Raw genomic sequence first — 24391 nt, forward strand, 5'->3', positions numbered from 1 at the left:
CCTTATCCGGCAACTTCTTCGGCGATGTCTTTGCTCGGTGAATTTGCAAGCGTCGGCCAGTCGGAGTAACCACGGTTCGTTCCCCCATACCAGAACTCCATAGGAGCTTCGGCAAGCTCGGCACCAGTCCGGAGCCGTTCGACTAAGTCGGGATTTGCCAAAAAGAGTCGTCCGAAGGACACGAGATCCACCTCGCCCGCCACCAATGCTGACTCCGCCGTCTCAGACGTGTACATATTGTTGGCGATGTACACGCCGTCAAAACGGTGACGTAGTGCCTGAAAATCGAGCGAGACACCCTCTAGTTGACGGGACTGTTTGCCCACACCCTCCACCATATGCAGATGAGACAGGCCCAGCTTGCTCAGTTCGGAGATGTAGTGCCCGTAGGTTTCTGAGGGATTGCTGTCGAGTGGTGTTTTGCAGGTAAGGATATCCAACGGTGCGACACGTACTCCCACCCTGGAAGCGTCTCCAAAGCCTTCGATGGTCGCCCGGACTGCGGCAAGCGGAAAACGGACACGGTTCTCGACAGAACCTCCATACTCATCTGTGCGAAGGTTCGTTGAATCACGTAACCACTGGTCGAGAAAGTAGGCATTCGCGGAATGGATCTCCACGCCGTCGAACCCTGCCCTCTTCGCATTTGCTGCGGCGACGCTGTACTCGTCGAGGATGCCTGGGAGTTCGGATGCTTCAACCGCTCGAGGTGTAACGTAATCTGGTTTGCCTTCCTTAGCGAACGCGTGGCCGATAGGCGTCACAGCCGAGGGAGCGATCGGAAGAGCTCCGCCATGCAACGAGGGATGAGAGATTCGACCGGTGTGCCAAAGCTGGAGATAGAACGTACCGCCAGATTGATGAACAGCATCAACGATCGGCTTCCATGCCTCGACCTGCGCGTCGTTCCAGATTCCGGGTGTGAACGCGAAGCCGCGTGCTTGCGCCGAAATGTTCGTTCCCTCCGAGATGATCAGACCGGCGGTGGCACGATCGGAGTAGTACTTCGCTGCGAATGGAGAAGGAATCCCTTCGTCATTTGCGCGCGAGCGGGTCAGTGGTGCCATCACTATGTGGTTCGGCAGTTTGAGACTGCCAAGTAGAAAAGGGGTAAAAAGCAAACGTTGTTTATTCATCTCAAGCCTCCTATATCGTGTTGAACCGTCAAGATCCTTCGTGCCACACATATAGAGATACTGCATACGAATGATAAGTCGCGTCGTATTCTGCGATCGTACTGATAAGCGTCCGCGATCATCATCGGACGAGAAATTGGCCCGACGATTCTCGTTAGAGGTCGTCGGGCCAAAAGACACACCAGGCCTACCAGACTTCATGCAAGCCATCCTCATATGCGTTGCCATTTTGGGAGATCATGGCAGTCACCCGCTCCGGGTGTGCCAATGCCAAACGGAAACCTGTTGGAGCAACACTGTGCCAAATAAAGCGACAAGCAATACTGTGCGAAGGCGAATGGGGCGAGGGAGAGAAGAATTGCAGCAAAAAGCGAAGCTTTCATCCTGATCCTCGGGTTCCAAGCAGAGGGACCGTTGCCGCTAAGGAGTAAACACGAAGGGGCGAGGCAGGTTTCGAGGGGAATAGGGAATGAGCGGTTGATGCGATGAGTTTTTGTCCCGCGAGTCACCCTGGGGAGGTTTCTGCATCTTACCCAGCAGAACCGCTTACCTCTTAGCTCTTCGCGCTACTTTCTGCTGGAAATCTTATGAACCTGAGACGCTACGCATTTGCCGCGGCCGCTGTTGCAGTTGTGTTCCTTTTGATCTGGCTGGTGTGGGCCAGGCGATCGAAGGATCACGGTCCTGTGGGCGGAGGTTCCGGTGCTATTGCTGGAAGCGTGGCGCCTGCTTCGCAACCGGGGGCGGTCTCGGCTGATGACGCTACGACGACTGTCTTCGCGCACAATCTTGAGCTGCGCAAAGGCCCGGACTTCAGGGTCTACGTGCGCTGGATTCGCGGTGAGATGGTTCCGACGAGTGCAGGGCGCGTGCCTTCGCTCGATGACGAGGAGTCGTTTGTCTTTCACATCGATCGCGGGCTGATTCATGCGAATGTGGGCGATATCGAGAACTACATGAATTCGAAGATGGCGCCGAAGTCTCCGCTGGAAAACATGAAACTCAGCGGCCAGAGCCAGCAGCTGAAGCTCTCGGGCACGCTGCATAAATTTCTGGTTCCGCTGCCGGTGGAGGTGTTAGGCACGCTTTCGCCTGCGCCGAACGGCCGGGTGCATTTTGCAGTATCGAAGATCAATGTGTTGAAGGTCCCGATGAAAGCGCTTATGGGCGGGCTGAAGGTGGAGATCACGGACGTGGTGGGTAAGACACCGGTGCCGGGGGTTGAAGTGACAAAAAACGATATTTACCTGGATACGACGAAGCTGCTTCCACCTCCACATATTCGCGGGCAGATGTCGAGCATCACCATCCAGGCTCCCGATGTAGTGGTGACGTATGGGAACACGACTCTTGTCGATGAGGAGCGGCTGGCGCAGTGGCACAATTTTCTGCGGCTGCGCGGAGGTTCGGTGGAATTTGGCAAGCTGACGATGCGGCAGGCGGACCTGACGCTGATCGATGGCTCGGGCGATGTGTGGTTCGATCTCGATCTTGCGAACTACCAGGCGCAGGTGGTGAAGGGGTATAGCAGGATTACTCCAGAAAAGGGGCTGGAGATCTTTATGCCGGACGTGGGCAAATCGATGCCGAGCGGATCGGTTCCGTTGGAGACCCTGAGGGATCGAAAGAAACCGCTGCCCGAGCCGACAACTGTGAAGTGATGAGACTTCAGGGCAGGATGACGACGGGGCCTTCGGCGGTCTCGTGCTTGACGGCCTGCAGGGCTTCGTTAGCCTGGTCGAGGGGGAAGGTGCGGACGCGCGGGTGGATGCCGATCTCGGCGGCGAGCGCGAGGAAGTCGCGTGCGTCGGCGCGCGTCATGTTGGCGACGGATCGGATCTGGCGCTCGCCCCAGAGGAGTCTGTCGTAGTCGAATGCTGGTATCTGTGTCCACCTCAATAAACGGAAATCTATGCACGCTCGCAGAGAACTAATAGAATGTTTTCAATAGTTTAGCAGCCAAGGAACAACAATTCTGACATGACCTTCCCGCTCTTCGAGACCGAGCGCAGCAGCCTGCCATCTTCGATACCGGCCGCGGTCATCCAGGCGTTGATGCCGTGCTTCACCCAGATGGGGATGGCGACCGTCCGGATACGCCGGATTAATCGTCGAGGGGAAGAGCGACTCCATGCCTGCCCGCCACTCCATTAATAAGGACCGGGAGAGAGGCCGGCTGGCACAGAAGGCGAAGAGGTCGTCGAGGGCCTTGGCGTGGTTGGAGACACCTCAATAAACGGAATCGTATGTACGTTTGCAGAGAATCGATGTAATGTTCTCAATAGTTTGGCTGGGACGGTGGCAACGAATCTTGTCTGGGCCAAAAGCGGCGCGCTCGATAAATTTCATCCTGCTGATTACGAACGGCTTATTTGATCTGACCTCGCCTTAGCATACGCGGCGTTCCGTTTCTTGAGATGTCCCTACTACGACACACTTCATGAGTACGAGGCCAGGCTCGAAGCCATCCCGGACCCCGCTACCTTGATCGTCGTCGATGAAGCGGACCGTCTGGCGATGAACAGCCTGGAGCAACTGCGTTCCATCTTCGATCAAAGCGGCCTCGGCATGGTGCTGATCGGCAAGCCCGGGATCGAAAAACGCATCGCCCGGTACCCACAGTTCTTCTCCCGGATCGGCTTCGTCCACGAGTTTAGAGCGCTGAGCGATGCCGACATTCAGGTCCTGCTGGAGCAACGATGGGCGCCAGTCGGCATACACCTCCCTGCCCCATCGCCCGCGCCGGAGGTCATCGCCGCCGTCATCCGACTAACCCGGGGCAATTTCCGCCTGCTCGTTCACTTGCTGACTCAAATGGAACGAGTGCTAGCGATCAACGGCCTCGAGACCCTGTCGGTAGATGTAGTCGAAACGGCTCGAGAGAATCTGGTGATTGGGCAAGCCTGATGAAAGGCTGCCCGACTCCAGCCTCGTGTGCCAAATAATTAGCACAGAAGTGCGCCAGATAATTAGTGAAGCAACAGATTGTTTGTGGTTGGGCACTTCTGCTTTTCCTGCAGTAAAGTAACGAGCCATAAGTGCTGACTTGAATGGAACGGTCTCTTTTATGCGAAGCCTCTCCTATACACTCTCTCTAGTGCCAAAAACCCTCCGATCAAGTCGCCCGATGATCCAAACCTCCGTTCTTGCCGCTCTCCTCGCGGCATCCCTCATCACATCTCCCGCCGCCAGCCATGGCCAGCAGGTCGCGTCCGAGCGAGACACGGCATCCCACCTCATCAACGGCTACGAGCCCAAATGGTGGAAAGAAGCCGTCGTCTACCAAATCTACCCGCGCTCCTTCCAGGACTCCAACGGCGATGGTATCGGCGACCTCAAAGGCATCACCCAGCACCTCGATTACCTTCAGAAGCTTGGCGTCAACGTCATCTGGCTCTCGCCCCACTTCGCCTCGCCCAACGCCGACAACGGCTACGACATCAGCGACTACCGCGCCATCATGGCCGACTTCGGCACCATGGCCGACTTCGACGCCATGCTCGCCGGCATCAAGCAACGTCACATGCGCCTCATCATCGACCTCGTCGCCAACCACACCTCCGACGAGCACAAATGGTTTGTCGAATCCCGCAGCTCCAAAGACAACCCCTACCGTGACTTCTACTTCTGGCGCCCGGGCAAAACTGGCCCCGACGGCAAACTGGAACCGCACAACAACTACCGCTCCGTCTTCTCCGGCTCCGCCTGGCAGTTCGACCCCAAAACCAACGAGTACTACCTCCACTACTTCGCCGTAAAGCAGCCCGACCTCAACTGGGATAATCCCAAGGTCCGCCAGGAAGTCTTCTCCATCATGCGCTTCTGGCTCGATAAAGGCGTCGACGGCTTCCGCATGGACGTTATCCCCATCATCTCCAAACAGCCCGGCATGCCCGACCTCACCCCCGAGCAGCTCAAAAATGAATTCGCCGTCTTCGCCGCCGGTCCCCATCGCGACGAGTACCTCCAGCAGATGAACCGCGAAGTCCTGTCGAAGTACAACGACATGTCCGTCGGCGAGGCTGCCGGCATCACCCTCGCTCAGGAGCCCGAGCTCGTCGACGATCGCCGCCACGAGCTCAACGAGATCTTCAATTTCGACGCAGTGCGCGTCAACCGCCGCGGTCGCAAGGTCGAACCCCTCGTCCTTACCGATCTCAAAGCCATCTACACCAATCACGAGAAAGTCCTCGGCAAGCACGACTGGGATACCGTCTTCCTGTCCAACCACGACAATCCGCGCATCGTCTCCACCTTCGGCGACGACTCCCCGGAGTTCCGCGTCGCCTCCGCCAAGCTCTTCGAGGCCATGATTCTAACCCTCAAAGGCACGCCCTACCTCTTCCAGGGCGACGAGCTCGGCATGACCAACTACCCTTTCAAGACCATCTCCGATTACAACGACATCGAAGCGAAAAACGCCTGGAAGGACGAGGTCGAGACCCGTCATACCCTCTCCGCTGATCAGTACCTCGCCGAGCTCCGCGGATCCAGCCGCGATAACGCTCGCACCCCAATGCAGTGGACCAATGGCCCGAACGCCGGCTTCACTACCGCATCCGCAAAACCCTGGCTTGCCGTCAATCCCAACTACACCTCCATCAACGCCGCCCAGGAAACCCCCGATCCGAACTCTGTCTACAACTACACCCGCCAACTCATCGCCCTTCGCGCCCAGACTCCAGCCTTCGTCTACGGCGGCTTCAAAGACCTGGACCCCAACCATCCTCAAATCTTCGTCTACACCCGAACCCTCAACGGCGACCAGTACCTCATCATTCACAATTTCTCCTCGCAACCAATCGACTACACCCTGCCCGATAACATGAAGGCCGGCACGATGCTTCTCGCAAACTATTCCAGCCATGAGAACTCCTCGACGATCCTTCACCTCAAGGGCTGGGAGTCCCGCATCTACAAGCAGTAGCACCTTCAAAAACGACCCGCCGACGTATTTCATAAATCAATTTCGCCGGAAATATTTTCTTCGGCGCGATGGCGAAACAGACGGTTCCAGACCCAGGTATCAAGGTAGGTCGAGTTCGAGCGCATAAATTGTTTTGAGATCAACAATCCCTTCCACTTTCCCATCGACTCTGCTGATCCGTACTACGAGATTGTCGCAACAATCAATGGATCCCAATGCCCTCATCTGTTATTTCCAGAATGTCGCGTACAACGGAGACCTTCTGCTCGCCTGCCCACTCGAGCGTGGGATATCTAACGTAGATGTAGTTGCTATCCGGCGACCACTGCGGACTGCCAATGTGTGGAAGCGCAGCCAGGTCCCATTGCAGGGTTGCAAAATCAAACAGCACCAATTTCTTTTCGTCCAAGGGCATGGCGACCACGTAACGACCGTCGGGAGACCATCGGGGGCTGTAGAATCCCTCGGATCCCGGCAACTGGCTGATCTCGTTTGAAATGAGGTTCACCGTATAGATCGCTTTTGGCGCTCCGACTTCAGCCCAGGAGTCGGGGGACGCCGAATATAACCGAATGCCCATCTGCCGACCACGCGGGGTCTACGGCGTTTCGCCCGTCGTTCAGCAGAACCTGGGGTACACCGCCATCCATCGGGACGACATAAATATTCCATGGTTTATCGGGAGCCTTCCCATAAAAGCGATCTGCTTGCCGTCGGGAGACCAACGCGTCATAGACACGAACAGAGGGGGTTCGCTTAACTGCAATCGGTCACTGCCAACCGGCTTGCTACGCCACAGGACCGACCGACTCTTTTCCTCGTAACTCGACATAGGCAATCCAGCGCCCGTCGCGTGACGTACTGGGACTGTAAGTGGAGCGGTCCGGGATCCAGATAGAGGCGCGTTGGTTTCTGAGGTTGTAACTCAGAACCTCCCATTTGGGTTCTACACCCACTGTGAGCAGTTGCTTGCCGCTACGGCTGAGAATCGCCGAAGCAAACGCCAAAGACTGGAAAAGGCGCTGCGACTCTGCTGTCGCGGAACAAGCCCCAGCCAGGAGGCCATATCACGGCCTGTTCGAAAAGCTGCGGCATTGCCGACCCTGCAGCAAGAGCGGTGGAAATGATCGGGCCGATTCCGGGAATCGCCCTGAGTCGTTTGTATCCTTCGTTAGAACGGGAGATACGACCGATCTCCTCGGTCACGGTGCTGATCTTTGTCTCTCCGGGAAGAGTGGGGAGAGCTAGCTAGAGAACATCTTTGGAAGACTTTGCCGACCCTTCTCAAGGATGGTGACAATGGGCTGAGCGGCCGTTTTCGCACAATCGTAGCCGTCTTCGGGAACGGCAGCCATGTCGTAGGAGCAGACTCGTCGCTTCATCGCTTCTTGGCGCCCTTCGTTGCCGGTGACTTCTTTGTCGTCTTAGCTGCGGTCACACGAGGCTTCGATTTGGATTCCGATTTCGCAGGTGCGCTCTGAGCCAGTTCCAATCCAAACAGTGCGGAGAGGTCTTCCCCGCTGCCGAGAACCTTGCCTCGAGCAGGTTTCTGTTTGGAGAGAGGAGCCTTCCCAGTCGCATTTGCGATCAACTCCTTTTCGTCCACGCCATGCAACCGGAAGAGCAGTTCCGGTTGCCGGTCGAGCCGGGCGCCGACTCCATAGAGAACCGCCGCGGCGTGTTTGCACATGTCGGCCCAGTCCGGACAGCTGCAGGACAACTCGATTTCCGCCGGTGAAGGAAACAATCCCGTCTCATGCCGGCAGATCCGCTCCATGACGCCCTTCGATAGTCGTCCTTGAAGAAGCTCGACAAGAGAATCGATCGAGCCCGAACAATCGGTGCAGATCGATCGCCAGCGCGCTTTGTCAACCGGGACGATCTTCAGGGCAACGGTGTAGATCTCCGATCCGCTCACCTTGGCCTCGATCGCACCCACCGCAATCTGAAGATCTATTACCGATCCATTGCGCGCATAGGTTCGCCCGCGCGGCAGGCGATTGGCAAAGTCGCTGTATTGCTCCAGATGGTCGCACCAGGCTTTGCCCCAGAAGGTTTTCGCTATGGTGCGACCCTCGATGACCACGGGAGAGACGGAATGCCCTCTCTTTCGCAGGCTCTCCATCTTCTTCAGCGCCTTGCGGCGCCGCTCGGCCGCAGACACATACGGCTTCCAGCCCCAGCCACCGTACATGGACTAAGCCTCCTTCATCGCCATCTGGAGATCGAGACGGACCAGCTTGAGCAACTCCTCATCCCTCAACTCGGTAAGCACTCGATCGGCGCCAGCTTCGAGCAGCCCCTCCGAGAGGCTCTGCTTGGATTCGATCAACTGATCGATCTTCTCCTCCACCGTTCCCCGGCATACAAACTTGTGTATCAGCACGTTCTTCTTCTGTCCAACGCGAAATGCGCGGTCCGTGGCCTGATTCTCGACGGCAGGATTCCACCAACGGTCGAAGTGGACCACATGCGAAGCGGCCGTGAGGTTGAGGCCTGAGCCCCCAGCCTTCAAGGAGAGCACAAAGAAGCCCACGCTCTCGTCCTCCTGGAACCGAATGACAAGTTGCTGGCGCTTCTTCACCTCCGTCTCCCCATGGAGAACCAACCCGGGACGCCCGAAGATCGTGGCGAGAAAGCTGGCGATGGGAGCCGTCACCTCGCGAAACTGGGTGAAGACCAGCATCTTTTCTTGGCGCGCCGCGATCACCTCGGCGATCTCGCGCAACCGGGCCCATTTGCCGCTCTCTTCTTCCACCCAGGCGCCATCTCCCAGCCATTGCGAAGGGTGATTGCATATCTGCTTGAACCGCATCAGGAACGACAGTACCATTCCCTTGCGCGCTATGCCATAGGCGTCGCTGAGCCGCGAGGCAAGCTCGTCTACAGAATCCTGATAGAGCACCGCCTGCTTTCGGCTCAGTTGGCAGAACGCCTTCACTTCGATCTTTTCAGGCAGGTCGGAGATGACCGTCTTGTCGGTCTTCAGCCGCCGCAGAATATAGGGTCGCACCAACTCGCGAAGTGGCCCGTAGGGGTTGTGAGTACGATCCGCCAGGCGGTTGGAAAACTGCGTAAATTGCTTCGCCGAGCCCAGCAACCCGGGATTGATGAAGTCGAAGATGGACCATAGATCGCCCAGGCGGTTCTCGACCGGTGTGCCCGTAAGGGCGAGTCGCGATCGTGCATTCAGTCTCTTGACTGCCCTGGTCTGTTTGGCGGCAGGATTCTTGATCGCCTGTGCTTCGTCGAGGACAACCAGGTTCCATCCAGTCTCCATAAGCCACGGAATTCGGAGCAAGGAGCCGTAGCTGGTCACCACAACATCCAGATCCTGCAATCTCTCATGAGTCAGCCCTTTCAGTTCGGAAGCTGGAATCAAGGATGGATGGGCAATCAACAGCTTGAGGCTTGGGGCGAACCGCTCCGCCTCGGATGCCCAGTTGGCCAGCAACGAAGCCGGCGCCACAAGCAGGCTTGGTCTTCCCTTCCCCTGTCGCTTCAACACCAGCAACAGGGAGAGTACTTGAATCGTCTTGCCCATCCCCATGTCGTCCGCCAGGCATGCACCCAACCCCAGCCCGGTCAGAAGGTGCAACCAGCGCACGCCAATCTGCTGATAAGGACGGAGCGTCCCGTGGAGCGCCGGGCCAACCTCGATCTTTTCCAAACCCTCCTGGCCGCGCAGCCCCTTCAGCGTCTCCGCCAGCCACGGCCCCGCGACCACCTGAGACCACTCTGTTTCGACTTGCCCAGCATCCTCCTCGGTCCCGGCGACGTTGGCCCCGGCGAGCATCCGCATCGCATCCCGAAAGCTAAGGCCATCTCTTTCTGCCCTGCGCTCCACCTCGCCGAAGTGCTCGATCGTCTGCTGCAGCCGTTCGCGGTCCACTTCCACCCAGCGCCCGCGAACCAGCGCAAGGCCGTTCGATCCGGCAAGCAACTGTTCTATCTCGCCCTCGGTCAACGCCTCGCCATCGAGCACCACCTCCATCTGGAAGTCGAGCAGAGCATCCTGGCCCACCTTCGATGGAGCGTTGTCGCCGATCCTTGCCATCACCCGCGGCCGCGCGGGCCGATTCCCTCTCCATGCGGCCGGCATGCGCACCACCACGCCGGCGCTCTCCAGCCGCGGGACATCGCGCAACATCTGCATCGCCTCCCCCGCCGTCCAGCGCAGCGGATAGAAGATCTCTCCCGCGTCGATCATGCTCTTCAACCACGGGCAGTCGCCGCCGGCCCGCTGCACCGGAAGCAGCAGCGACAGCAGACGGCCCTTTTGAGCGGCCCCTGCATACTCCCGCAGAGCCTGCCCCAGCGGAAGATGCTGAGCTTTCGCCTGCGCCGACAGCCGCGTCGTATAGGTGGCCAGAAAGGCGAAGGGCGCGTTCTCATCGTTGCGGTTCTCGGCAAGATTGAAGTACACACGGCCGACCAGGTTCCACGCGGGATTACGGCGCTTAAGGAAGTCCTGGACCTCGCCTCCGAACTCGGATAACTCGCGGCGAAAGGCGTTATCCAATCCCTGCCATAAGGCATCAAGCACCGTCGGCGTAAGATACTCCGCTCCGTTCATCGGGGGTACGCTCAGCACCAGCGAATTCAGCTCCGCATCGGTCGGCGGCGTAATCGGTCCCCTCGCCGACGCGTCCGCCAGATGAGGCTCAGAGCAGAGGCGCGTCACATAGCGCGCACTGAACTCCCGCCAGTAGGAGAAGACCGCGGGGATCGCCGTGCCCGCCTCTCCAGCCCCAAGCTGCAGTAGACCATGCCCCGGTCCTCGCGCGAAGGCGTCCCGCAGACGTTGTCCAACTTCCGAATCCATTGCGGCGGCGGCGCTGTCCTCAACGAGGACGAGATGGCCGCGCGGGGTGAGAGTTGGAGCAAGAAACATGGACGCCATGCAAGATTCCTATCAGTCGTTCGATGTCAAGCTGCAAATCTGTCTTCGGCCACCGACCGTGGCGGCCTTCACACCCAAGAAGATCGTTCACGGCGACTGCAATCTCCTGCTTCGACCCAAGATATCGCTCCGTGGTCTGAATTGAGGAGTGCCCGTGTCACGCCGTACTCAAATCCCGGAATTTATGCTTGTTTGTTTTCAATCCTTTTCCGGGATTTAAATAAATTGTCACTGCACTGAAATCCCGGACTGTTGCAGATAAGACCCGGACGAAGTTCCTGCTGAAGTTTGTCTGGGATAGAAGTTCCTGCTGAAGTTTGTCTGGGATATAAGTACAAAGATGACACTATCCTTTTTCCGTGCAGCGGTTTCGGTCCGGGATTTGAATACAAGCTCGGCGAATTCCGGGATTTAAATGCCGCTAAAGAGACCTTCAGACTATATTCCATTCCCGGAATTGAGTACCGCGCGACATCAGCTATCGCTTCGGGCTCGATGGGGTCGCCTCAGAATACGGATCATAGAGTACGGTAAGCAGCAGCGCTTGCTGAAAATAAACAACTTATTGTGCCGCGCCCTTTGCACTTCCATACTGCGAAGCGCCCTCCTGTAAGTCATTGATCTTATTGACGAACAAACTCCTAAACGTGCTTTAATGTCCGTATTCTGAAGGGACCCCATGTAGAGACACGAAATCGACCATACCGGCAGATCATCAATGCGTTGCCAGGCGCGATCCAGCCATGGCAGCAGGGTACGTGGCGTCAGCTGACACCAGCCCACAGCTACTCTGCCATCGAAGGCCAACAGGCGATGGTGCTGATGGTGGTGGTGTCGCTGGCGGCGAGTTTGATTCCGGCGCTGCGGGCTACGCAGATCAGTCCGCTGGCGGTGCTGCGGGAGGAGTGACGGCGGGAATGGCGGTATCGCTAACTACGGTTTTGGTGTGGTTTAGCGATGGGTGCGGTTGGGAGGCCGCATCCTATCTGCCGACGGCCACAGACGATACAGCTGTCGATGGGCGGCGTATACTTGGGGTCCTCGAGGCGGCTCCATGAATAGATTGGCTGGGTTGAGCGTGTTGGTTGTTGCGATGGCGACGGCCGGGAGTCTGGCTGCGCAGGAGACGGGTTCGGCGGACGCGAAGGCGGCGGAAGAGGTGCAGCAGGCTCCGGCTGATACGACAACTACGGAGACTGCGCAGCAGCCATCAGCAACCACTGAGCAAGCGGCGCCGGCGGGGCCTGTCGAGGTGACGAAACAGCCGGGCGACACGCATGTGCGGATCGTGCGGCTGAGCCAGATCCAGGGCAAGGTGGGGATGGATCGCGGGACGGGGCATGGTATCGAACCCTCGATGCAGAACATGCCGATTGTTGAAGGCATGCTGCTGGGCACGGCGAACGACGACAGCTACGCCGAGGTGGAGTTTGAAGACGGCAGCGCCCTTCGGCTGGGACCTGGGACGGTGGTGAAGTTTACTCAGCTGGTGTCGCGCGCCTCGGGCGCGAAGGCGACGACGGTGCGGGTGGATCGGGGAACGGTGTATGTGAACCGCGAGAATACGAAGACAGATGAGTTTTCGCTGGTTGCGGGTGGGACGAAGAAGATCACGGTGATGCCTTCGACGCATCTGCGGGTGGAGATGACGGGGACGAAGGCGGCGGTTGCGGTGTTTTCAGGACAGGCGGCGGTGGAGGGTGGTGGCGCTCCGTTGATGGTGGGGAAGAAGCAGACGCTGTCGCTGGATGTGGCGGATGGAAGTGGCCAGGTGGAGCTGGCGAAGAAGGTGGAAGAGGGTCCGTTCGATGAGTGGGACAAGGATGCGCTGAAGTATCACCAGCAGTATGCAAAGGGGAACTCGCTGCTGGGATCGGGCGGATATGGGATCAGCGACATGAACTACTACGGGGCGTTTTCGTCCGTGGATGGATGCGGGACGTTCTGGCAGCCGTACTTCGTAAGCGCGTCGTGGAGTCCGTATGCGAACGGCATGTGGGCGATGTATCCGGGGGCGGGGTACTCGTGGGTTTCGCCGTATCCGTGGGGGTGGCTGCCGTTTCATACGGGAGCGTGGTCGTATTGCCCGTCGCGGGGATGGGGATGGCAGCCGGGCGGAGCGTGGAGGGGTTTGAACAACATTGCGGCGACGCCGATCCATGGCGGGCCGGCGCATGTTCCGGGCGGGGTTCTGCCGAGGCCGCCGATGGATGCGAAGGCTTCGCTGATCGTGACGAATCGACAGCCTCTGGTGGTGTCGAAGCAGGATACGGCGGAGAGCTTTGTGTTCCGGAGGGACTCGGCGGGGTTGGGAGTTCCGCGCGGGTCGCTGGGTAAGCTGAACGGGATCTCGAACAACGTGGCGCAGCATGGGTTTGCGAACCGCGAGGTGTATGTGGCGCCTTCGGGGTCAGCGTCGCGCTGGACGGACGGTGCGGTGTATCACGGGCCGCTGAGTTTGCATCGGGGGGCGGCTCCGGATGAGGCTCGCGAGGCGATGTGGGCGCGTCATCAGGGGGCGGCTGCGAATGCGGCGTCGAGCGATCGTCGTGCGGGGCAGTTGGCCGGGCAGAATCGTGGTTCGATGCAGCAGCAGGCGGGGCCGAACGACGCGACGGGATGGCAGGGCCGCCAGGGACCGGGCGCTGCGCCGAACGGTATGGGTTGGAAGCAGGGCGGGGCGGCGAATCCGTCGACGGCTTCAGCGAACAGTGGTCGCACCTGGAATGGTGGGAACGGCACCGGTGCTGCGAATGGCGGTGGCCGTACGTGGAATAACGGCGCGGCGGGTGTAGCAAACGGCGGCGGCCATACATGGAATGGCAATGGCGGCGGGGCTGGCTCTGGTAATGGTGGAGGAGGCCACTGGAGCGGTGGAGGGTCAGGCGGTGGAGCTGCCGGAGCTTCGCATGGTGGGGGCGGGGGTTCAGGGAATGGTGGTGGGGGCGGTGGGCGCTCGGGTGGTGGTGGCTCGGCTGGCAGTGGGGCTGGCGGGGGATCGGGCGGTGGAGGCAGCCATAAGTAGAGGCTTCCGGCGCAGCGCCTCGGAACCTTCGTCCGGAACCCACACTGCCGTCAGATCACCGGAGCGGTAGCAGCGCGCCAACTTCTCTGCATCGCGCCGGTCCGTCTTGACTCGATCACCGGCTTTAACCGGTACCAACGTCGGCGCTACCACATCACACTGAACACCCAGTTCCGCCAGCTGCCAGTACACGACATAGCCAGTTGGTCCAGCCTCATAACAGGCTCGCAACTTCTCTGCTGGGCCAAGCTTCTTGATCAGCTTGCGGATTGATTCTGCGCGGTTCGGAATCGTTCCCAGACCTCGCACCTCACCATCCGGCTCCGCAATCGCTACGGCGATCGTCTCGGCATGGACATCCAAACCCAAAAATCGTAACTTCTCCTTCATGACCGGCTCCCTTCCGCTTGTGGCTCTGAGCTGTGCGTCCTTCTGAACTCACAGCCTAACCCACGATCAGCGCATCGGCGCCGGTCACTCCATGTTGACTGATATCAACAATTGACATCCATCAGATATTGTACGGAGCCGGTGCGTGGTGCTGGAACTTCGCTGCAAGTTGGATCGAGCGCGGACCGCCGATCTGAGGCCGCCGTTCGTCCCGCGGGAGCGCAGACTGCTGGCGAGAGTTTGCGTCGAGTAGCCGAAGCGAGCGTCAGTTGTGTCTATGTATTGTCGGTGGACCGAGGTTCGGGTGGTTGAGGATGCTGAAAAACTCGGCTTGAGCCTTGAGCCGCTTTGTCGATAACGTGAAACTGGCGCTGCAATCCAATGTCGGCTTGGAGCGAGTCATGCCTCGCAGGACGTTCCGGCCGAAATTGTCGACAGCTAGGCATACCCAAACTGGAGCTATACTTTTACCACTCTTTTCAGGGACTCAGAACATTCTCTGTGATCAAAGGATCGTGTTTGAACCTGCTGACCAGGGTGATTTGGTGAAATAGGTGAAATTGAGTGTGCGTAATCGATGGAATCGCGCCAATCACCATTCGGATGAACGAGCGCGGACGTTCTGTTGGCCGACTGTACAGACATCTAAACTTCTGGTGCGGATATTCCTCATACTCTTTTTGAGCTTACTGGCCTGCCCTTCTGCGAACGCTGTGGATCCGGACCGGCGAATTTCTCAGTACGCGCACACTGCCTGGCGCGTGCGTGACGGAGTCTTCGCAGGAGCACCTAGCGCGATCACCCAAACTACAGATGGATATGTGTGGATTGGGACGCTAGGTGGGCTGTTGCGCTTCGACGGCGTTCGCTTCGTCCGCTGGACTCCACCCACCGGAGAACATCTTCCCACGACGGCCGTGATCTCACTCCTGGGCGCCACCGACGGGAGCCTGTGGATTGGAACAGCCTCTGGCCTGGCTCAGTGGAAGAACGGAAATTTGTTAAATTCCCCGGAGACAGCGGGCCGCGTGAATGCGATCTACGAGGATCGTGAGGGCACGATTTGGATGGCGCGTTCGCGAACGCGGGCTGGAGCTGTTTGTAAGGTCACTGTATCTGTGGCCAAATGCTACGCGCCCAAAGACGGAGTTCCACCCTATGCTGGGACATTGATCGGCGACAACTTCGGATATCTTTGGATTGGAACCAGCACCGCGCTTGTCCGATGGAAACCAGGTTCATCTACTTCGTACGAGTTGCCCGGACTCAAGTCCAACGTAGGGCTTGCTGGTATAAACGCTCTCGCTGCCGCTCCTGATGGATCTGTCTGGGCGGGGATCTCGAATTCAGGCCGCGGGCTCGGCCTGCAACAGTGGGTAAACGGTACATGGAGAACCCTGATCACAACGACACTCGACAGCAGCACGTTGAATGTCTTCGCCTTGTGGTTGGACCGGCATAACGCATTGTGGATTGGAACTGAAGGAAACGGCATCTACCGGGTCCACGATGGCAAGGTGGATCGTTTTCGAAGCGCAGATGGTTTATCAAGCGATACCACCGAGGGTTTTTTTGAGGACCGGGAAGGTAATTTGTGGTTAACCACGCCCGAGGGTGTCGACTGTTTCCGCGACATTCCAGTTGTCAACTTCTCTGTGCACGAGGGGCTTACTGGTGACTCGGTCGAGTCCATACTTGCGGCTCGGGATGGGACAATCTGGATGGGGAATGATTCAAGTTTGGATTATGTGCATGGGGACGTCGTTTCATCCATCGGTCCAAAGAATGGATTGCCGGGCAGTCGTGTGACGTCCCTGTTCGAAGATCATGCTGGACGGCTTTGGGTCGGGTTAGACAATGGATTGTTTGTTTACGAGCGCGGCAGGTTTAGACCCATCCGGCGTCGCGATGGAGGTGCAATAGGGGTCGTTACGGAGATAATCGAGGACGTGAATGGCTGCATGTGGGCCGCAGTCGTTCGCACTGGTCCCGGAAATGCAGGAGGACTGGTCCAAATTCAAGATGGCAGATTCGCCACCGAGATTGCAGACGAGAGGCTAGGTTTTCCAATTTCGTTAGCGGGCGCTCCTGAAGGTGGCCTCTGGTTGGGATTGCTTAAAGGCCGTCTAGCCCGGCATCGGAATGGCCAACTGCAGATCTTTCCCCTGAAGAACACAAATGCTCAAGTCGAACAGGTACTGGCAAAATCGGATGGTTCTGTGCTGGCAGCGACCACCGATGGCCTTGTCGAACGACGAGGTGAAATTCAGTACACGCTCGATCACCTGAACGGCCTGCCATGCGACCGGATCTACGCGATCGTTACAGACAAATACTCCAATCTTTGGCTGTATACCGAGTGCGGTCTGATATTGATCAAGTCGGACGACCTGCAACAGTGGCGTGGACACCCCGACCTAAAGGTAAGGTTCGATTTGTTCGATGCGTACGATGGCGCCCAGCCCTACCTCGCTGCTTTTAAGCCACGTGCCACACGATCAAACGACGGGCGCTTGTGGTTCGCGAATGGAACTGTGGCTCAGATGATTGATCCCGACCGGTTGTTTAGAAACTCCATCCCGCCGCCAGTACATATCGAAGAAGTGATTGCTGATCGAAAGAATTATTCAACTCGAAACGGCCTTCGTCTCCCGGCTCTGACGCGTGATCTCGAGATCGACTATACGGCTCTGAGCTTTGTCGTTCCTCAGAAGGTGCAGTTCCGGTACAAGCTGGAAAATTATGATCGAGAGTGGCAGGACCCTCAAACCAGGCGCCAGGCTTTTTACAGTAATCTCCACCCCGGCAATTACCGGTTCCATGTGATGGCCTCCAATAATTCTGGTCTCTGGAATGAAGCAGGGCTGAACTCGATTTCAACATCGCTCCCGCCTACTATCAGACGATTTGGTTCCGATCGTTGTGCGTGGCTGCGTTTCTGGCATTCCTTTGGGGGCTGCATCGACTCCGAGTGCAACAATTGCGGCGGGAGGAAAGAAAATTTCGCGAAGCCTTTGAGACCATTCCGGCGATGGCGTGGATCGCTGGACCCGATGATGACCTTCAATTTTTGAATCGGCGCTGGGTTGAGTATACCGGGTTGTCGCAGGTGGAAAAACCGAAGGAAATCAGGAAAGTTGCTATTCATCCCGACGATCTGGATCGAATTGAGCGACGACTGGCCGTGAGCATTGCCAGTGGTGAGCCGGTCGAGGAGGAGCTGCGCTTCCGCCGCACCGACGGGGAGTATCGGTGGTTTTTGAGCCGCAACGTGCCGCTGCGGGACAAGCGAGGAAAGGTCGTGAAATGGTACGGTACGGCGACCGACATTCAAGATCGCAAGCGTGCGGAACAGCTGCAGGCAGACCTTGCACACACCAATCGGGTCAGCATACTCGGAGAACTGGCAGCCTCAATCTCTCACGAGTTAAAGCAGCCGATTAGCGCGGCCGTGATGGAAGGGCAGGCCAGCTTGCGATGGCTGAACCGCGACCAGCCGGACCTGGATGAGGCGCGCCGGGCAACCGCAGCAATCGTGAAGGACGGGAGGCGTGCAGCCGACATCATCGATCGTTTGCGGTCGTTGTATAAGAAGACTCCTCCACAGCGAGAGTCGGTCGACGTGGACGAAATCATCGGCGAAATGGTCCTGCTGCTGCGAGGCGAAGCCAACGAGTATGCCGTTTCGATTCGTACGGATTTTGCCGCCGATCTTCCCAAAATCACGGCGGATCGAGTGCAACTTCAACAGGTGCTCATGAACTTGATGCTGAATGGCATCGAGGCGATGAAGGACACGGGCGGCGTGGTTACGGTGAAGTCGCAATTGGGCGAGGATGGCCAGATCGAGATCTCTGTAAATGACACAGGCCCCGGGCTGCCCCTGGGCAAGGCCGACCAGATATTTGATGCGTTCTTTACGACGAAACCACAAGGCAGCGGCATGGGCTTGGCAATCAGCAAGTCGATCGTCGAATCGCATGGCGGACGGATCTGGGCCAACGGCGACGGCGGGCGTGGCGCGACGTTCTACTTCACCTTACCGGCGGCTCCCGCGGAAACAAACCCTCCCGTGGATGCAGCGTGATTAGGCATTCAGCAGAGGTGAGTACGCGAGCCCAGTCGGCGTCATTTGATGGATAATCGCCAACTCACTCACCAAACAGTGCGGACAAAAGACTTTCCAGATCTCTGGGTTCTGGGCGCATAACGGGCCACCCGCACCTTACCGGTCACTTCATGTAGATTACTTCTGCGGCCTGAACAAAACGCGGATTAGCCAGAAAATCATCAAGATCAGCGGCAGGATACTCAAGAAATAAAGTGCGCCTGTCCTGCGCAACACAGTGGGGAATAAATGTGGACGTGCCAGGAATATGGACGCTGAGGCGATAAACCACGCGAAGCACATTCGCCAAAGATGCCGCGCAATACGTTGTGCGCCTGAAACACCACCGCGAGCGAGCATGCGAACGTCTCCCGCAGCAGCAAGAAGGGCCACGGAACCAAGGAATAAATAAGGCCCAACGGGATATCCATGGCTTAACCCAGTCTGACTATGCGCGGCTTCTAACCCATAGTTCACTGAGACTGCTGCTACTGCCAATGGGACCAAAAGCGCACCCCAATCAAAAATGCCCGTTTCCGCCTCCGTGCGCCTAGCGATAACCCTTGCCGTCGCCACCAGATAGAACGTTAGGGCACCGCCCAGAACATTGCCCGGTTGGTGCTTCACCAATGCCAGATACACCCCGCTTGCGGACAGGCAGAGCATTGATAGGACAAATACGTTTCCGGTCACGCGATGCCAGCGGGAACCTTTGCAGAAAGACACTGCTGCGAAACCGGACAGCATACCTAATGTCCCGGCGCTGCATCTGCCGGGGCAGTCCCGATAGGGATCTAGCGTTTAAGGGTACTTATCTGGAGCGGTCGGCCAACTAAGCCTCTGGTCGACAAGTCCATTGGTATCGGATGAAGATCGGCCTCATTGAGAAAAACTCCGCTGAATGTGCATCACATTCAGCGATTGTCTGCAGGCAGGTCTCCTTCAGCTCTCATTCCCATCACTTCTCCTTTGCCGGTAATATCGTAGGTCGAGCATTTGTTATCGCAGCCTCTGGTGACCTGAGTAGGAGACTAAATTTGGCTCCAACGTCCGGGTTGTTCTCCCCCCAAAGCTGTCCATCGTGAGCTTCTATGATCGAGAGTGAGATGGCAAGCCCGATGCCCATTCCGTTTTTCTTCGTCGTAACGAATGCGTCGAAGATATCGATGTCGTGTACTGGCAACCCGCATCCGTTGTCGATAAATTCTGTGAGTACCTGGCGGTCCGTCGTCTGTCGAATACAAATCCGCAACAAAGGCGGTCTATCGATACCTTGCATCGCTTCGATTGCATTTCCAACTAGATTCATAATGATCTGCTGGACCTGGAAACGATCTACGAGCACCAAAAGGACCGATTCTTGATAGTCGTACTCAATCGGAATCGATTGGCGAGTTGCGTCCTCTTTGACGAGGCTCATGGCATCTCGAATGAGATCCACCATATTGCAGGGAGACTTTACGACTGGTTGCTTTTTGAACAACGAACGAATACTGCGCATTACCGTGTCAGCAGCCCGCGCATCCCGCACGATGCGCGCAATAGACATGACGGCTTCATCAATGTTTGGAGGAGCGACCCCGAGCCAACGGGAACATGCCTGCGCGTTGGCGAGTACGGAAGTCAGGGGTTGATTAATCTCGTGCGCAATTGACGCGGAGATCTCTGCGCCCATTGACGTCCTCGACGTTTGGGAGATGTTTGTGCGAAGTTCTCGAAGCCTTTCTTCCACCCGTTTGCGGTCTTCGATGTCTGTTAGAGTTCCAAACCATTTGAGAATAGTTCCATGCCGATCGCGTAGCGGCACCGCACGAACGAGAAACCAGCGATATGCTCCGTCTGCGTTGCAATGGCGTGCTTCATTTTCGAATGGAACGCCTGTTGCCAGCGATGCTCGCCATTTGTTGAGGTGGTTTTTCAGGTCATCAGGGTGCACGGTAAGCGGCCGGTCGAAGCCCAGGATGGCTTTCTCAGCCGATCCAGTGAATTCCAGCCAGCGCCGACTGGCGAATTCATCCGACCCGTCCGGCCCGGCAGTGAACGCCATTGCCGGAATCGTTTCCACAACCTCCCGCAGATGCTTTTCGTCCCGTCGCAGTTGCTGAATGTGCAATCGATAGAATCCAGCGAGCAGCGCTACACAAAGCGCGATACAAAGCGTACGAAACCACCAGGTAGCCCACCATGGAGGCAGGATCTGGATAGTCAATTCCAGCCCCGGTTCGCTCCAAACCCCACGACTCGTTGCCCCCTGCACGTGGAAGGTATATTTAGCGGGGGGAAGGGTCGTATAAGTTACAACTCGTTGGTTACTCCTCACCTCGTACCATTGGTGATCTAAACCGTCGAGCTTGTATCGGTAGCGGTTGGTCGTCGAGTTGAAATAGCTGAGGGCCGCGAACTCCAATGAGAAGACATTCTGGTCATGAGAGAGGGTAAGTGAACTGGTATAGGCGGTGGATTTGCTGAGAGGGGAATCTGGTCCAACCGTCACCGGACGGTCGAACAGCCGGAAATCAGTGAGAACCACGGGGGGAACGTAGGCGTAGTCCACGACCTTGTCCGGATGAAAGGCAACGGCTCCGCTGAATCCTCCGAAAAACATCTCGCCGCTTGGACTCTTGAAGCAAGCGCCCCAACCGGTCAGGTCAGCGCCGGAAAGGCCATCTGCGACTGAGTAGTTCTTGAACGTTTCCTTTGAGGGATCGAGTACCGACAACCCGTTGTTGGTGCTCATCCATAAATTGCCGCGTTCGTCCTCAAGGATGCAGCTTATTACATTTCCAGCGAGCCCATCTTGCTCATAGTAGGACCGAAACTGCCGCGTCTTGGCGTCAAATTTGCTAAGCCCGTCTTGAGTCCCAACCCACATCGTTCCCGAGTGATCAAAGTACACGGAGTTTACCCGGTTGTTGCTCAGACTTGTTGAGTCCTTTGCATCGTGTTCGTAGATCTCGGTAAACCGTTCGGTGGATGGATCGAAACGTTGCAGACCACCGAGATTGGAACCCAGCCACAGGTTGCCATTGCTGTCTTCGGCGATGGCGTAGTAATTGAGCCCGCGGGCGTTCGGATCCGGCTTGTATGTCGTGAAGTTCTGACTGGAGGAGTTGAAACCGCAAAGGCCATCCCAGGTTGCGGCCCAAAGCTTTCCGGTGTGATCGATGAGCAATCGCTCAATAACACCGCTGCACAAGCTGGTGGGATTCGCCGGGTCGTGACGGTACCCTTTGAGAGCTCCGGTTCTCCGGTTGTACCGCAGCAATCCCGGACCTGCGTTTCCGAGCCAAAGGGCGTCGGGGCCATCTTCGATGATCGAGAGCACTTCAGACCCGTCGGCGGGGTGAATTATTGAGCACTGGCCGGTCTTGCGGTCAATGCGTTTCAGCCGCTGATCAACGCTGACCCACAAAACGTTATTTCGATCTTCATATATCGCGCCGATCAAGCTCGGATTCAAGCAATCGGGATTATCAGATTCGTGCGCCAGGTTCTCAAACGGTAGCGGCTTAGTCGCGAAAAAGTTCGGTTCTACCTCGTGCATGCCGGTCCAAATATTGCCCTCACGGTCCTGGAACAAGGCCGTCACACGGTTGCCGGCCATGCTGTTGGGATCGTAAGGCCGGTGGCTGTAACTGATGAAGCGTCGATGCTCCCGATCGAACTTCAACAAACCGGCTCCGGTACCGAACCACATTGTCCCCTGCTGATCTTCCAGCATGGCATAGGCCTGGTTGATCCGATTTCCCAGCCCATTCATCCAATCGAGCTTGTAACGGATCAGCTTGTTCGCACTGCGATCAAAAGTAGCAATTTGTCCATCGGCCCCATAGATTATCCAAAAAACACCAGACTGATCCTCGTGAAACCAAAGCCCCACTCCTGATTCGCCTAAAACAATATGCTGTTTAACTTTTCCCGTGGGCCGGTCAAATTCCTCCAGGTTCTGGCTTGTTGCAACCCAAAATGTTCCTGCGCGGTCCTCGCCGGTGGACTGGATGTCGTTATCACCAAGACTGGAAGGATCGTTGGGGTCGTGACCGAAGTGTTTCACCTCGCCGGTACTGGAGTTGAATCGGAATAATCCATTACGGGTTGAAAGCCACAACATACCCACATGATCCTGGCTGATGTGGGTGACAGGAGCCATTTCTCCGTGCGCCGTATTGGCATTGATGCGGTAATGAGTAAATGTCTCGGAGACCGGATCGAATTTGTCCAGGAATTCCTCACATCCAATCCATAGCGAGCCGGAACGGTCTTTGAAGAGGGAGGAAATCAACATTCCGCTCAGGCTGTTGGTTCGCCCTGGCTCGTGCTTGAACACCTTGAACTTGTAGCCGTCGTACCGGTTCAATCCATACTGTGAACCAAACCATATGAAACCCTGATCATCCTGTACGATTTGGGATACTCTCTTCTGTGACAATCCATCTTCGGTAGAGATTCGCGAGAAATGGATATCCTTTCCATCGACCACGGGCAGTGTGATCGTACGAGGATTCACATGCACCTGTCCCACCATATCCGCGTTGACGGCGCGGTTCTCGGAGTGTCCCGCAGTATTTTGAACTGTCGCCCAAAGGGGTACACACAGGAACGAGAGGAGGAGGTAGCGCGCTCTCCTGTGCATGAGGGCCACCAACTGGAGCATTCCTTTATAAGCAGCAGAAATCGCAGCCTTTGTCATTTCTTCTCGGGGATTCCAAGGCTAACCATTTGCTGAAATCATACCTGTGCTGACGCCAAAACTCCGAACGGATGCTGCTTCAGGAACTTACAGTATCCATTCTTGGAATGGCTGGTTCAAAGGCTCACTCCCGCGAAATGACATTTAGCGTGATAAATCTGCCGCCACTGATCCTGATAAGCGAGACACATGAGGTCGGTCAATTAGTAAAGCCATGAAGGCGTTGACATGCTTATCCTCCAGATGCGGGTGTTCGGTCTTGCACCCCGGAATCGAACAGTTCGCGTTGAGCTTCGCTTTAGCCATAAGGGAAGTTTAGCGGTCGCCGTGCAAATCGCGTCAGAGACGATCAGTAACGATAAGTCTTAGGGAAGTCGGCCTCCAGGAAGCAACCTACACTTTGGCGGCCGGTTTGAGAGGAAGCGCTGCAACACGAGCGCGAACCAGTCTTCGGACCAGGGCGGCTGGCAATGGCCGATCGAACGGCAGATGAAGGCTACTCTTGGTACGAGAGTAAGGTTCGAGTTCATCGGCGAAGCTGTCAAACAGCGAGCCGCTGAAGGGAAGCACGCTGAGGTGGTTCTTAAAAGCGGCATAGCCAAAGAAAGGCTTCGGTAACGCAAAGGCGGGAATACCGTAGGAGATTACTTCGGTAGCCCCTGCAGGGACGGCTGATCGAATGATTTCGCGAAGCTGGCGGAGAGTAGTCCGGACGGGCTCAGGGACACCGGCTATGTAAGCTTCTACTGCTTCGCTCGGAATGGTCTGTGCTGAACTTGGTTTCGCTGCCGTAGCCTTTCGCATGCGCACCATCATACGACCAACGCCTCGCTGACTGCACCTGCGGTCAATCGGCAGCGGTGGGCTCAATACAACGGCGTTTGATCGGCATAGGGGCGGCAGTCACCTGCCGACCGCCGAGTAGGCCCGGGGAATTTCACCCCGAGCCTCTCACAGAACCGGACTTAAACCTCTCGGCTTATCCGGCTCGTGCCACCCACGGAAGACTGCCGTCTTCCACCGACATCGAGTTCCTCCGGTTGCCCGTTGACTCGGATCAGTTCGGGTGACCTGCTCCCTTTGCTCCTCGGGAATTACCCCGGATCAACGCTCCTACGGAGCAGTCCGCCCCTGGCTTGCGCATTGGTACTTTCGGCCTCACGGGGCTTCCGCTTGTGCCTTTTCCCTTACCATCGCAAACCAAGTTCTCAA

The 24391-nt window shown here is 57.1% G+C and carries 17 protein-coding genes; 7 read left to right on the top strand and 10 right to left on the bottom strand.

What is annotated here, in order from left to right; translation table 11 throughout:
* Positions 1–2: 2 nt before the first annotated feature.
* Positions 3–1364: an alkene reductase gene (locus Q363_RS22650; RefSeq protein WP_245632396.1), complete on the bottom strand. Its 1362-nt coding sequence runs from the start codon at positions 1362–1364 to the stop codon at positions 3–5.
* 359 nt (positions 1365–1723) lie between these two features.
* Between Q363_RS22650 and Q363_RS22655 the strand changes: the two genes are divergently transcribed.
* Positions 1724–2797 carry a hypothetical protein gene (locus Q363_RS22655; protein WP_051979162.1) on the top strand — a complete coding sequence of 358 codons (1074 nt, stop codon included), beginning with the start codon at positions 1724–1726 and terminating at the stop codon, positions 2795–2797.
* Positions 2798–2804: 7 nt separating this feature from the next.
* On the opposite strand, the gene Q363_RS22660 is transcribed toward Q363_RS22655, so the two are convergent.
* Positions 2805–3035: an MDR/zinc-dependent alcohol dehydrogenase-like family protein gene (locus Q363_RS22660; protein ID WP_035355146.1), complete on the bottom strand. Its 231-nt coding sequence runs from the start codon at positions 3033–3035 to the stop codon at positions 2805–2807.
* 513 nt (positions 3036–3548) lie between these two features.
* On the opposite strand from Q363_RS22660, the gene Q363_RS22665 reads away from it, so the two are divergent.
* Complete coding sequence (locus tag Q363_RS22665) at positions 3549–4043, top strand: AAA family ATPase (protein ID WP_051979163.1); 495 nt, start codon at positions 3549–3551, stop codon at positions 4041–4043.
* 220 nt (positions 4044–4263) lie between these two features.
* Positions 4264–6063 carry a glycoside hydrolase family 13 protein gene (locus Q363_RS22670; RefSeq protein ID WP_084080655.1) on the top strand — a complete coding sequence of 600 codons (1800 nt, stop codon included), beginning with the start codon at positions 4264–4266 and terminating at the stop codon, positions 6061–6063.
* Between the two features lie 29 nt (positions 6064–6092).
* Here Q363_RS22670 and Q363_RS45625 read toward each other — a convergent pair whose 3' ends face one another.
* The 4 genes from Q363_RS45625 to Q363_RS22690 all read right to left on the bottom strand — a co-directional run bounded on the left by Q363_RS45625 (position 6093) and on the right by Q363_RS22690 (position 10966).
* Complete coding sequence (locus tag Q363_RS45625; RefSeq protein WP_281176060.1) at positions 6093–6227, bottom strand: hypothetical protein; 135 nt, start codon at positions 6225–6227, stop codon at positions 6093–6095.
* Between the two features lie 38 nt (positions 6228–6265).
* The gene (locus Q363_RS22675) at positions 6266–6643 is read right to left on the bottom strand and encodes a TolB family protein (protein WP_035355149.1); all 378 of its coding nucleotides are present in this window, start codon (positions 6641–6643) and stop codon (positions 6266–6268) included.
* A gap of 798 nt (positions 6644–7441) precedes the next feature.
* The gene (locus Q363_RS22685; protein ID WP_035355157.1) at positions 7442–8257 is read right to left on the bottom strand and encodes an SWIM zinc finger family protein; all 816 of its coding nucleotides are present in this window, start codon (positions 8255–8257) and stop codon (positions 7442–7444) included.
* 3 nt (positions 8258–8260) lie between these two features.
* On the bottom strand, positions 8261–10966 hold the full coding sequence (locus Q363_RS22690) for a DEAD/DEAH box helicase (RefSeq protein WP_157467374.1): 2706 nt from the start codon (positions 10964–10966) through the stop codon (positions 8261–8263).
* A gap of 723 nt (positions 10967–11689) precedes the next feature.
* On the opposite strand from Q363_RS22690, the gene Q363_RS22695 reads away from it, so the two are divergent.
* Both Q363_RS22695 and Q363_RS36595 read left to right on the top strand, forming a co-directional pair.
* Positions 11690–11875, top strand: a complete 186-nt coding sequence (locus Q363_RS22695; RefSeq protein ID WP_035355160.1) for a hypothetical protein — start codon at positions 11690–11692, stop codon at positions 11873–11875.
* A 145-nt stretch (positions 11876–12020) separates the two neighbouring features.
* On the top strand, positions 12021–13991 hold the full coding sequence (locus Q363_RS36595; protein ID WP_084080656.1) for a FecR family protein: 1971 nt from the start codon (positions 12021–12023) through the stop codon (positions 13989–13991).
* On the opposite strand, the gene Q363_RS38820 is transcribed toward Q363_RS36595, so the two are convergent.
* Positions 13893–14381 carry an IS110 family transposase gene (locus tag Q363_RS38820; protein WP_245632397.1) on the bottom strand — a complete coding sequence of 163 codons (489 nt, stop codon included), beginning with the start codon at positions 14379–14381 and terminating at the stop codon, positions 13893–13895. The genes Q363_RS36595 and Q363_RS38820 overlap by 99 nt on opposite strands.
* Before the next feature lie 1028 nt (positions 14382–15409).
* Between Q363_RS38820 and Q363_RS40955 the strand changes: the two genes are divergently transcribed.
* Positions 15410–17455, top strand: a complete 2046-nt coding sequence (locus Q363_RS40955; protein WP_157467376.1) for a ligand-binding sensor domain-containing protein — start codon at positions 15410–15412, stop codon at positions 17453–17455.
* On the top strand, positions 17413–18468 hold the full coding sequence (locus tag Q363_RS22715) for a sensor histidine kinase (protein WP_051979166.1): 1056 nt from the start codon (positions 17413–17415) through the stop codon (positions 18466–18468). The genes Q363_RS40955 and Q363_RS22715 overlap by 43 nt, the downstream gene beginning before the upstream one ends.
* A gap of 159 nt (positions 18469–18627) precedes the next feature.
* Here Q363_RS22715 and Q363_RS22720 read toward each other — a convergent pair whose 3' ends face one another.
* From Q363_RS22720 to Q363_RS22730, 3 genes are all read right to left on the bottom strand, one after another.
* Positions 18628–19236: a hypothetical protein gene (locus Q363_RS22720; protein ID WP_157467380.1), complete on the bottom strand. Its 609-nt coding sequence runs from the start codon at positions 19234–19236 to the stop codon at positions 18628–18630.
* Between the two features lie 211 nt (positions 19237–19447).
* A complete protein-coding gene (locus Q363_RS22725; RefSeq protein ID WP_035355169.1) occupies positions 19448–23179 on the bottom strand; it encodes a two-component regulator propeller domain-containing protein in 3732 nt (1243 codons plus the stop codon).
* Positions 23180–23572: 393 nt separating this feature from the next.
* Positions 23573–23983: an iron chaperone gene (locus Q363_RS22730; protein WP_064742705.1), complete on the bottom strand. Its 411-nt coding sequence runs from the start codon at positions 23981–23983 to the stop codon at positions 23573–23575.
* Between the last annotated feature and the right edge of the window lie 408 nt (positions 23984–24391).

The organism is Edaphobacter aggregans DSM 19364, assembly GCF_000745965.1.
Classification (GTDB): Bacteria; Acidobacteriota; Terriglobia; order Terriglobales; family Acidobacteriaceae; genus Edaphobacter; species Edaphobacter aggregans.